Origin of the sequence: Pseudomonas palleroniana (genome assembly GCF_003031675.1) — a bacterium.
Classification (GTDB): domain Bacteria; phylum Pseudomonadota; class Gammaproteobacteria; order Pseudomonadales; family Pseudomonadaceae; genus Aquipseudomonas; species Aquipseudomonas palleroniana.
Map to the genome: position 1 here is coordinate 1 of NZ_PYWX01000082.1, position 10,933 is coordinate 10,933.

At 61.0% G+C, this 10,933-nt stretch carries 8 protein-coding genes and 1 tRNA gene; 2 read left to right on the top strand and 7 right to left on the bottom strand.

Going from position 1 to position 10,933, the window contains the following annotated elements:
- Positions 1-10 precede the first annotated feature (10 nt).
- A tRNA-Gly gene (locus C9383_RS26125) sits at positions 11-86 on the top strand.
- Between the two features lie 38 nt (positions 87-124).
- Here the strand turns inward: C9383_RS26125 and pdxR are convergent.
- On the bottom strand, positions 125-1,609 hold the full coding sequence (pdxR, locus tag C9383_RS26130; protein ID WP_090365917.1) for a MocR-like pyridoxine biosynthesis transcription factor PdxR: 1,485 nt from the start codon (positions 1,607-1,609) through the stop codon (positions 125-127).
- 78 nt (positions 1,610-1,687) lie between these two features.
- Between pdxR and C9383_RS26135 the strand changes: the two genes are divergently transcribed.
- Positions 1,688-3,343: a M24 family metallopeptidase gene (locus C9383_RS26135; RefSeq protein WP_090365915.1), complete on the top strand. Its 1,656-nt coding sequence runs from the start codon at positions 1,688-1,690 to the stop codon at positions 3,341-3,343.
- Positions 3,344-3,372: 29 nt separating this feature from the next.
- On the opposite strand, the gene C9383_RS26140 is transcribed toward C9383_RS26135, so the two are convergent.
- From C9383_RS26140 to C9383_RS26170, 6 genes are all read right to left on the bottom strand, one after another.
- Positions 3,373-5,112, bottom strand: a complete 1,740-nt coding sequence (locus tag C9383_RS26140) for a dipeptidase (RefSeq protein ID WP_090365914.1) — start codon at positions 5,110-5,112, stop codon at positions 3,373-3,375.
- Between the two features lie 430 nt (positions 5,113-5,542).
- Positions 5,543-6,760, bottom strand: coding sequence for a phospholipase D-like domain-containing protein (locus C9383_RS26150; RefSeq protein WP_090372208.1), 1,218 nt, complete (start codon positions 6,758-6,760; stop codon positions 5,543-5,545).
- 55 nt (positions 6,761-6,815) lie between these two features.
- Positions 6,816-7,463 (bottom strand): MotA/TolQ/ExbB proton channel family protein, encoded by a 648-nt coding sequence (locus tag C9383_RS26155; protein WP_090365912.1) that lies wholly within the window; start codon positions 7,461-7,463, stop codon positions 6,816-6,818.
- Between the two features lie 17 nt (positions 7,464-7,480).
- On the bottom strand, positions 7,481-9,763 hold the full coding sequence (locus C9383_RS26160; protein ID WP_090365911.1) for a TonB-dependent receptor: 2,283 nt from the start codon (positions 9,761-9,763) through the stop codon (positions 7,481-7,483).
- Positions 9,764-9,787: 24 nt separating this feature from the next.
- The gene (locus C9383_RS26165) at positions 9,788-10,522 is read right to left on the bottom strand and encodes an energy transducer TonB family protein (RefSeq protein WP_090365909.1); all 735 of its coding nucleotides are present in this window, start codon (positions 10,520-10,522) and stop codon (positions 9,788-9,790) included.
- 2 nt (positions 10,523-10,524) lie between these two features.
- A complete protein-coding gene (locus C9383_RS26170) occupies positions 10,525-10,932 on the bottom strand; it encodes an ExbD/TolR family protein (protein ID WP_060757004.1) in 408 nt (135 codons plus the stop codon).
- Between the last annotated feature and the right edge of the window lies 1 nt (position 10,933).

Below are 10,933 nucleotides of genomic sequence, written 5' to 3' on the forward strand. Positions count from 1 at the left end.
GACGCCATTTGCGGGAATAGCTCAGTTGGTAGAGCACGACCTTGCCAAGGTCGGGGTCGCGAGTTCGAGTCTCGTTTCCCGCTCCATATTCAATAAAAACGCCGATCAGCAATGATCGGCGTTTTTATTTGTGCGCGTTTAGCACCCGTGCCAGCCGCTGCGTGGCTTGACGGATCTCATCCCGATCCAGTGAGGCAAAACCCAGGCGCAGGGCATTTTCCGGCAGGTTCATCGGCGAAAACTGACGGGCGCTGCGCACCACGATGCCCTGGTCCTGGGCGGCGTTGACCCGTTGATCGACGTCGGTGTCATCCTCGAACCGCACCCAGAGCGCGAGACCACCCTCCGGCTCGCGTACCCGGATACGGTCGCCAAATGCCTCCTGCAGGCAGCTCTGCAGCACCTCCCGACGCGCGGCGTATTCTTTTGAAACGCGGCGCAGGTGTTTCTTCAATTCGCCCTGGTTGATCAGGTCGGCCAGCATCTTCTGCGCGACCGCGTCGCTGTCTCCCACCACCAATGCCGCGCTCCTCTGCAGCACTTCAATCACGCTGGCGGGGGCGACGACGTAGCTGCAACGAAAGGTTGCGCCCAACGCTTTGGATAACGAGCCAATATAGATCACATGACGTTGTGCGTGATCACTGGCCAATGGCAAGTACGGCCGCCCGTTGAAATGGTATTCGTGGTCGTAGTCTTCTTCGATCACGCAGAAATTGTGCTGCGCCGCCAGTGCCAGCAACTGTTGTCGACGTGCTGCATGCAGGCTCACGGTGGTGGGGAATTGATGGTGCGGCGTGAGGTAAATCATCCTCACGTTGTGCATGTGGCATAACCGCTCGATGTGGTCCGTTCGACATCCTTCGTCGTCCATATCGACCATGACCAATTGCGCACCGAGCTTGCGGAAGATTTCCCACGCGGGGGGATAGCTCAAGCGTTCTACCAGCACCACGTCCCCCGGTTGGATCAGCAGGCCGGCGGTAAGGAACAGCGATACCTGAGTGCCTGGGGTCAGGCAGATATTCTCGGCGTTGACGGGCAACCCACGGTTATTGCGCAACATTTGCGCCAGTGCGCAACGCAATTCATAGCCGGTGCCCTCGCTCCCATAACGCACGCAGTTGGACGTAAAGCTTTTGCGCAGCGCGTTGCGGTAGTAGCGATGCAGCACGGCCTGGGGCAGCAAGCGATGGTCGCAGGCGCCGTTATCGAAAAACAGCGCGTCGTGCCGATGTTGCAGGGCGATCACCTGGGCGTTCTGGGTGAAGTACGCGACGTTCGCTTGTTCCAGCAATGGCGGGGCAAAAGACTGTTGTGCGCCGCGCGGCGTTGGCGTGGGCGCCAGTTGCGTATTGACGAACGTCCCACGTCGCGGCTCGCTGATCAGCCAGCCTTTGGTCAGGGCTTCTTCATAGGCCAGGATGACCGTCTTGCGGTTGACGTCGAGCAACTGCGCCATTTCTCGCGTGCCCGGCAGCAGCGTGCCCGGCGACAGACGCCCGTCGACGATCGCAGCCACCAGGCCCTCGGCGATCTTGCGATAGGAGGCTTGGTGGGTGTTCTCATCCAACTTGAGCAACGGGCGCCATTTACGCATCTGGACCATCTGAAGTATCCAAAACTGGAGGTTTCTAATGGGCCTAGTCTAGCGCAACAATCAAGCCTCACTTACCCCGAGGTCTTTATGAATACACGCCATGTCATCGAACTCGCCCCCTCGGGGAAAACCTTTGAAGCCGGTGACGAGCTATTGCTGGACGCGATGCTCGCCAGCGGCCTGTCCGTTCCGTTTTCCTGCCGTCGCGGCGCCTGCGGATCCTGCAAGGTCATCGTCACTGCGGGGCACTACCGGGCCAAGTCACTGGCGCCCGGCGCCCCTGCGCCATGCTTCCCCTTGGCGGCCAATGAAATGCTGTTGTGCCAAAGCCACGCGTGCGCCGATATGCGCCTGGAAATTCCTGGCTGGTCGCTGGACACGCCCGCGCTGGTTGTCGAGGCGACGGTGCTGAGCAAGCGCGCACTCAGCGCCGATATCACGGAGTTGGTCCTGATGCCGGATAAGCCATTGGCAGTGCGGCCGGGCCAGTACCTCAAATTCCGTCTGGTCGGCGGTGACTCGCGCTGCTTCTCGATCGCCAACCTGCCGGCCGAAGGCGATGGGCGCCTGGTGTTTCAGATTCGCCGGGTGCGCGGCGGGCTGTTTTCCGAGACGCTTCTGGATGACCTCGAGGCCGGCGATCTGTTGCAGTTGGAAGGGCCTTTTGGTGCCTGTACCTGGCAGGACGATGCCGCTGCGCCTGTGGTCTTGTTCGCCACGGGCACCGGCTACGCGGGTATCAAGCCGATCTTGCTGACCGCCCTGCAACAGGATGTGCCCGTGACGTTTTACTGGGGTGGCGCACAGGCGGCAGATTTTTACGACCGCGCATTCCTGGATCGGGCGGTCATCGACTCTGCGCATTTTCATTGGCACCCGGTACTGGCAACCGAGGGCAGGGTGCAGGAGGTTGCGCTGAGCCATGGTCACGCCTGGGAGGCGGCTCAGGTGTATGCCTGCGGCAACAGCGTAATGATCAACCAGGCGCGTGCAGCTTGCCTGGACGCGGGCTTGCCGGCCCATCGGTTTATCGCAGAGGCCTTTGTGCCCAGTGGCCAGTCCGGCGCCGATACGCTGCTCGACAACCTGGATCAAACCTGGGAAAAAGTCGGGCCGCGCTATTCTCTCGACGGCATGCTCGCGGCACGTGAGAAAAGCGTGCGTGCACTGGCCGCGATCGCCAGTCAACTGAAGGTGGGCATGACCACGGGCGCCGCCCTCGAAATGGCCGCCCAGCAACTGCAGGCCATGGGTGCCTCACATACCTGGCACCCCACCTACATCCGCTTTGGCGATGATACGGTGCGCCCATCCCGGGAAGGCATCGACCCACTGCGCACATTGCGCCCCAGCGACATCGTGGTGGTGGACCTTGGCCCGGTCTGGGACGGCTATGAAGGGGACTACGGCGATACCTTTGTCTTCGGCGAGGCGCCGTTGCACCTGGAGTGCCGCAAGGTGTTGCATGAAGTCTTCGATGAAACCCGCGAAGCCTGGCTGCGAGGCATGACCGGCTGTGAACTGTATGACTTTGCCGAACGCCGCGCCGTGGACAAGGGCTGGCGGCTGTCACGCAACCTGGCCGGTCACCGCATTGCGGATTTTCCCCATGCATTGTTCGGGAACAAGGAACTGGCTGACTTGGCTATCACCCCCAGCGAAATGGTGTGGGTGCTGGAGATCCAGCTTTGTCACCCCGTGCTGCCCATCGGTGGGTTCTTCGAAGATATCCTGATGCGTTGAGCCCGCCGTTGCGGCGGGCTCAAATCGCCTCAGAGCTTGGGCAGTTGTCCGACGCGGCCCATCATTTCGGTGACGATCTGCAGGTCGAGCAGGAACTGCTCGACGCTCTTGAACTCGCCGTCCGTGTGCCCGGTGTATTTGACTTCCGGGCGCGCCAGGCCGAATTGCACGCCATTGGGCAATTCGTGCACGGAGGTCGCGCCGGGCGAAGTGCCGAACTTGTGTTCCATGCCCAGGTTTTCGCTGGCCACGGCGAGCAAGGCTTTCACCCATTCGCCTTCAGGGTTGCGGTACATCGGCTCGGCCACCGAGTAGGTAAAGTCCACCTTGACCTTGGATTGCTTGTCCCAGGCGCTGAGCTTGTCGGCGATTTCGGCCTTGAGCACTTGCGGCGTCTTGCCCTTCGGCACGCGCAGGTTCACCGCCAGTTTGAAGGCTTTGGCATCCTGGCCGACAAAGGTCAGCGAGGTGGTCAGCGGCCCCATGAAGGGGTCGGAGAAGCCCACGCCCAATTTGCCGCCCAGGTAATCCAGGCCCCAGTTGTCGGCGGCATATCGCGCGGCATCAGTGATGTGGTTGTGTTTGAGGGCGATCTTGCCGTCCAGGCTGTGGATCAGCACCAGCATGCGCGCCACCGGGTTCACACCGGATTCCGGTTTAGAGGAATGAGCGGACACGCCGGTCACCGTCAGCTTGACCTCGTTGCCGACCACTTTGGCCGCCACCTCGAAGTCGCCGCCATTCTGCTTGGCGTATTCAACGCCGGCTTTTTCCAGGCTGGTCGCCAGTTCAGCCGGCTTGTCGCTGACCAGAGTGGCCACCGATACCGAAGGAATCTGGTTGGTGGCCATGCCACCGGTCATCGAAATGATCTCGGCGCCTTTGCCTTCACCTTTGCGCACCGGGAAGGTGGCCATGACGGTGCCGTAACCTTTCTCGGCAATCACCACCGGATAGCCGCCATCCAGCGCCAGGTTGTATTGCGGAACCGGGTTGTGTTCGAAGTAGTACGGGATCGCATCGCCGGAGGTTTCTTCAGTCGTGTCCACCAGCAACTTGAAGTTGCGCGCCAGCGGCAGCTTTTCTTCCTTGATCACTTTCATGGCGTACATGGCCACGACGATGCCGTTCTTGTCATCCTCGGTGCCACGACCATACATGCGGTCGCCGATCAGCGTGACTTTGAACGGGTCGAGTTTGGTGCCGTCCTTGAGCACCCAGTTTTCCGGCGTTACGGGCACCACGTCTGCGTGGGCGTGGATGCCCACCACTTCGTCACCGCTGCCTTCCAGGGTGATTTCATAGACGCGGTTGTCGACGTTGCGGAAATTCAGATTGAACGCTTTGGCCAGGCTCTGGATCTTGTCGGCGATCTTGAGAAATTCCGGGTTCTTGTACTGCGGCAGGCCGTCGACATTGAACGTCGGGATTTCCACCAGCTCGCGCAGGGTTTCCAGGGCGGCCTTGCCGTACTTCACCCGCGTGTAAATACCGAGCAGACGATTGATTTCGTTCTGCTGGTCGGCGCTCAGCGGTTTGTTGGCCAGGAAGGTCTCGATGGCCGGGCCGACATCATCGGTTTTCGCCAGCTCGCCCTTGGACAGGGTACCGAGGAAACCCCGGAAATCGGTAGCCGGCGCTTCGTTGAAATGCTTGATGATCGTCGCGCTTTGTTCGGCGCTGAGGTTGGCGAAAGCGGGTGTGGCGACTGCCGAGAGGCTGGCTGCGAACAGGGTGGCGGCTACCAGTTTTTTGAGTGGAAAGTGCATTGTCAGAGGCATTCCTTTGCAGATAGTGAGTAAGAGGTTTCTGATCAATAAGTCAGAAACATTTCTACACACTACCATCACCAAGGTCGCTATAGGGAGGCCTTGGTGTGGGAAATATCGTACTCAGGTGTCAGGGCAATAAAGACTCAAATGTGGGAGGGGGCTTGCCCTAATGCCAGTCAGTTAAGAGAACCTGCCGCAACCAAACTCTGTAGTGAGCGGGCTTGCCCCGCGCTGGGCGGCGCAGCCGCCCCAACAAAGACGCCACGGTATTTCAGAAGGACCGAAGTGCCTGGGTTTGGGGCGGCTGCGCCACCCAGCGCGGGGCAAGCCCGCTCACTACAGATGATGTGTTCTACATCCCACCATTAACTGACTGGCATTAGGGCTTGCCCCCCTCCCGCAGGGGGGCGTTGAATCACATTTCAGGTCAAGGCTTGCCTGGGTGCGGCTCCGGATACTGAGCCATGACCTCCAGCGCCTTGGCATATGGCCCATCCCACAACTGCTCATGCAACTCGCCGATACGCTTGGCCATCGCGTTGTCGTGCATCACCACTTCCAGGTTGCGCGAGTTGTCGAAGTAGCCGCCGAGCCAGTTGCTCGTACCGACCCACGCCACCTGCCCGTCGATCTCCATGGTCTTGCTGTGGATCACCCGCGCATAGGGGATAAAGCCTTGTTTGGCCTCGGGCAGCGTGACGATCTTGATTTCGACATTCGGCAATACGGCCAGGCTTTTGAGGTAGGGCAGTTCCAGCGTGTCGGTGTTCCAGTTAGACACCATCAATTTGATCGACACCCCACGTGCGGCGGCGGCGCGTATGGCGTTGTCGATCACGGCGTAGTAGGGGCGGGTGCGATCCGGCCCATAGGACAACGGCGCATAGTCCAGCAGTTGCACGCGCACTTCCTTTTTTGCCTCGCTCAGCAGGCGTGGCAGCTCCAATTGTGAATCGCCCACGCCCGGTGGGTTGTAGCGTTGCGGGCTGGCGACCAGGTAGTTGCCGGTGCGCGCAGGTTCCTGGCCGGTGACCGGCAGGGGCACGGGTTTGTGGTCGGCGAGGGCGGCCTGGGCTTTCCAATCCTGGTTGAAGATCGCCTGGACCTGTCTCACCACGGTCGCATCGCTGATGCGCAGGCCGGTTTCGTGGATATGTTCCAGTGAACGCCAATCGAAATTCTGGCTACCGACAAACGCCTGTTTACCGTCCACCACCAGGTATTTGGCGTGGATGATGCCGCCGCTCACTTGCCCGTAGGGCAATACGCGGAAGGTCAGGTTGGGAATGGCGCGCAAGCGTTCCAGCGTGGAGGCTTCCGATAACTTGATGCCTTTTTCTTCAAGCAGGAAGCGAATCTTCACACCGCGTTTGCCGGCGGCTTCCAGGTGCTGGATCACGGTGTCCATCACTGAGCCTGGGTGGTCGGCGGCGTAGAACTGGCCGATATCAATGGTCGTTGTCGCACCGTCGAACAACTCGATCCACACCGGACCAGGCTGGCGCAGGTCAGCCGTGCCCAACGCAGTCTCCACCGGTACGGTGTGCACCAGTTCAAACCCCGGAATTGAAAAGTCCGCTTGGGCAAGCGGACTGAGGAGCACGCCGGCGATGTCTGCGATACGCAATTTCATGGATAGGTGCATGGGCGTCTCATCGAGCAGAAAGAACGGCGGGCGCATCACGCGCCCGCCTTTAAGGTCATGCCGTGCGGGTGTGCAGCGGCGTCGGCACCAGGTGCGGGACTTCACCCTGGACACGGGCGCCGGTGGCGGCGCGGATCAGCAGGATCTTCAACTGATCGTTGATGCGCTCCAGGCTGTCCTGGAAGAAGTTATGGAACACCACGCAGAACAGCGCAATGGCAATCCCCAGGCCGGTGGCGAACAAGGCCGTACCGATACCACCGGAGATCTGGCCCGGGTCGGATACGCCGGCCGTGGCCAGTGCCTTGAAGGTGTCGATGATGCCCAGGATGGTGCCCAACAGGCCCAGCAGCGGCGCGGCGGTGGTGATGGTCTCGATGATCCACAGGCTGCGCGACAGCGGTGCACGGGTCTTGAGGTACTGGGTGTCGATCTCGTCGTCCAGGTCCTTGCGCGAACCATGGGCGGCCTTCTGTGCCAGGATCGGCAGTACCATGTTCAGCGGCAGGCTGGCGCGGCGGGTCAGCGCCTGCGGCAGGTCGCGTTCGCTGTGCACGTTGGCACCGAGCACTTCGGTCAAGTCACGTGCCTGGCGACGCACATAGGCGAAGTAGATGCCGCGTTCGATGGTGATAAAGATCGCAATCGCCATGGCGGCGTACATTACATAAAAGGTGATGGCGTGAAGCAGGTTCATGTCCATGATCTGTAGCCTCGCAATTAGAAGTTCGCTTCCAGGGAAACCGTGACGGTACGGTCTACGCCCACGATGTAAGCCGGGTCGCCATCGCGGAAGCCGCTGTAGCTCGCCGAGTTGGTCTTGGTGGTGTACACGCCGTCCAGGTATTTCTTGTCGAACAGGTTGTCGACGTTCAGGCGCAGGGTCGCGTCCTTGACCACTTTCTTGTCCACCGGCAGGTAGATACCGGCGCCGAGGTTGAACACGGTGCGGCCGGAGATGGATTCATCGTTGGTCAGGTCGCCATAGAGCTGGCTGGTGTATTTGCCGCCGAAGGTGCCGTAGAAGCGCCCATCGTCATAACCGATGTTGGCTGCCAGCATGTTCTTGGGCACGTTGGCGAACTGCTTGCCGCTGGTGGGCAATACGATGGCTTTGCCCGCGTTGTAGACGGTCAGGTCATCTTGCTGTTCGGCCTTGGTGTAGGTGTAGGAGGTGTAGTAGTTGAAGTGGTTAGGCAGCAGGCCGCTCCATTCCAACTCCAGGCCCTTGTTGGTGACGGAACCGGCGTTGATGTCGGCGAAGTCGCCGTTGATGTCCTTGGACGATACCTGGCGGTTCTTGAACTCCATGTAGAACAGGGTGGCGGCCAGGGTCATGTCGTCGGCGGTGTAGCGCCAGCCCAGTTCGTGGTTCCAGCTGGTTTCCGGCTTGGAGTTGATCGAGTCGGCACCTTTGTCGTACAGCACATAGTTCTGCGGCACGCGCATGTTGCGCGACAGGCTGTAGAACAACTGGTCACGTTCGTCGAGTTGGTATTTCAGGCCCGCGTTGGGCAGCAGCTTGTTGTAGGTCTGGTTACGCTTTTCCGGTTGTTCGGTGAGGCTGCCATGGTTGGTGCCGTCGCGCTCGACGTTCATGTAGGCAAGGCCAGCTATCAGGGTCCAGTCCGAATTGATGAACCAGGTGTCCTGGGCCCAGACTTTTTGCGCCGGGGTCACGGTGAAGCGGTCGCGACCCTGAACGGTGTTGCCGTTGGCGTCGACCACGGACGAGCCATCCGGCCAGGTGTCGCTTGGCTTGCCGCTGTTCTTGAGGGCAATGAACGGTTGGGTCTGGCTCTGGCGTGCGCGCTCGTACCAGTAGCCGAATTGCAGGCTGTGGTCGCCCAGGTCCCAGTTCAGTTTGGTGGTGATGCCCGGGCGCCAGGTCTGGGTGCGCGAAGGGCGATAGTAGACGCCGCTGGTCGAGGAGCCATCGGCATTGTACTGGGCGGCGGTTGGCAGGTTGCCCAAGTCGAAGACGCCGCCCTGGTTGGAGCCACGGTTCAGCGCATAGGAAGAGGAGCCGACACCGCTGCCATTACCCCAGTAGTAATACGGGATGACCGACAGCGACAGGTTGTCGGCCAGCTTGAACTGGGTGTTGAGCACGCCGGTAAAGGTCTGGAACGGGTTCTGCGCCAGGGCGTAGTAGTTGTTGACCTTGCCGTTGCTGCCCAGGGCCGGCGTCGCGGCGTACGGGTCGTATTTGCGGCCGAACTGCTGGAACTGCGCCTTGGTCAGTTGGCTGTAACTGTTGTTGTCCTGCTCGTGGTACTTGAGGATCAGGTTCGCGGTGTTGCCGTTGCCGGCGTCGAAGAAGCTGTTCCACTCTACTTTGTCGGCGCGCACGGCACCCGAGCCCCGCCACATATCGCCTTCAGTGTGGGACACCGAGAGCCAGTTGCTCAGGCCGTTGACCTCGCCGGTGTTGAGGCGGGCGAAGGTCTTGCGGGTGGCGTTGCTGCCCACGACCTGCTTGACGAACGCCCCGGTTTCCTTGGTCGGGCGGATCGTCACGATGCCGATGTTGCCGCCGCTTGAACCGATATGCGGGCCGTCTGCTTCCGAGGAACCCTGGGTGACGAAGATCTGGTCGATGTTTTCCGGGTCGCCCAGCAGGTTGGAGTACAGCGCGTAGTTGCCGGAGTCGTTGATCGGCATACCGTCCACCGACATGCCCACCTGGTCGGAGTTCATGCCGCGCATGGTAAAGCGGAAACCGGAGAGGCCGGTGTTGTCTTCGCTGGAGATATTCAGCCCCGGCGTGTACTTGAGTTTGTCGATGGCGTTGCCGGTGGCGGTTTGCTTGTCCAACGCTTCCTTGGTGATGGTCGAGCGGCCCTTGGCGCTTTCTTCCGGGACCATGTAACCGCCCCCAGCGGTCGCCTTGCCCTGTACGCCAATCGTCCCGACGTCACTGTCGCTGGTGGCTGCCATGGCCCAGCCCTGGGTCATGCTCGTTGCGGCAACGAGTGCCAGATGAATACGTGTGAACCTCATCACTGTCGTCCTGGTGTCGGGTGCTTATTGCACGCTGTAGTTGAAGGTGGCGGTGAAGCGTTGCTCGTTGCGTCCACCGAAGGCTTGTTCGGGGAACGGCTTGACCTGCTTGATACGGCGCAGGCTATTGGTAGCGGCCCGGTTGAGCAGCATGCTCGGTGCCGGGGTCTGGATCCCGGAGTCGAGGACGCGGCCTTGTCGATCCACCATCAGCCAGACCACCACCTCGCCACTGGGGCGCTCGAGGGACGCCTGGCGCCCGGTGGGGTATTGCTTGTAAGTGTCCAGCTCGTTGCGCAGACCCTTGAGGTAACCCCCCTCCAGTGCCTGCCCATCCACCTTGGGCGGTGCCGGTGGCGCAGGCGGTGCGGGTGTCGGTGCGACGGCGGCCTGCACCGGCTTGGCGGCGACGGGGGCTACTGGCGCGGGGGCGGGCGTTGGCTTGGCGGCCACCACGGGTTTGGGTTTGGGCAGCGGCTTGGGCTTGGGTTCAGGTTTGGGCAGAGGCTTGGGCGGCGGTGGCGGCGGGGCCGGTTCGGCTTCTTCATCCTCGATCACCGGTGGTGGCGGTTCTTGCTCCACCACGGGTTCAGGCACCACCTCGGGCTCCGGCTCGACCAGGGCAAGCTCGACCGCCGATTCATCGTACTGAGGCTGGATCTTCAGGGGCTGGGACTGGATGCCCAAGGCAATCAGCACCAGGGCGATCAGGGCCGGGACACTGCCCAGCAGCTGACGCGCACGGAACAATACATACATGGTCAGGACTTACGCGTGGCGATGGAGACGGAGGTAAAGCCACCCTGGCGCAGGGTGTCCATCACTTCCACCAGGCGCGCAACCTCGACGCCTTTGTCGCTGTTGACGATGATCGTCGACTTGGTATCGGGCTTTTCAGCGGCCTTCAGGGCCGGTACCAAGGCGTCGACCGTGAGGTCTTTGCCGTCGAGCTGCAGTTGGCCTGCCAGGCCCAGCGTCAGGATGAATTTGTTCTGCGGCTTGAGTTGTTGCGAGCTGCTGGCGCTGGGCAACTGCGTCTTCATGCCGAGTGCCGGAATCACGTTCAGACTCACCAGTACGAAAAACACCAGGAGGAACATCATCACGTCGATCATTGGGATCAACTCGATGTGTGCCTTGCGTTTCTTGGGTTCATCCCAGGTTCTCATT

What these genes read in the sequence shown, in the direction of transcription:
- pdxR (WP_090365917.1), bottom strand. Translation starts at nt 1,609, where the DNA reads ATGGTCCAGATGCGTAAATGGCGCCCGTTGCTCAAGTTGGATGAGAAC.
- C9383_RS26135 (WP_090365915.1), top strand. Translation starts at nt 1,688, where the DNA reads ATGAATACACGCCATGTCATCGAACTCGCCCCCTCGGGGAAAACCTTT.
- C9383_RS26140 (WP_090365914.1), bottom strand. Translation starts at nt 5,112, where the DNA reads ATGCACTTTCCACTCAAAAAACTGGTAGCCGCCACCCTGTTCGCAGCC.
- C9383_RS26150 (WP_090372208.1), bottom strand. Translation starts at nt 6,760, where the DNA reads ATGCACCTATCCATGAAATTGCGTATCGCAGACATCGCCGGCGTGCTC.
- C9383_RS26155 (WP_090365912.1), bottom strand. Translation starts at nt 7,463, where the DNA reads ATGGACATGAACCTGCTTCACGCCATCACCTTTTATGTAATGTACGCC.
- C9383_RS26160 (WP_090365911.1), bottom strand. Translation starts at nt 9,763, where the DNA reads ATGAGGTTCACACGTATTCATCTGGCACTCGTTGCCGCAACGAGCATG.
- C9383_RS26165 (WP_090365909.1), bottom strand. Translation starts at nt 10,522, where the DNA reads ATGTATGTATTGTTCCGTGCGCGTCAGCTGCTGGGCAGTGTCCCGGCC.
- C9383_RS26170 (WP_060757004.1), bottom strand. Translation starts at nt 10,932, where the DNA reads ATGAGAACCTGGGATGAACCCAAGAAACGCAAGGCACACATCGAGTTG.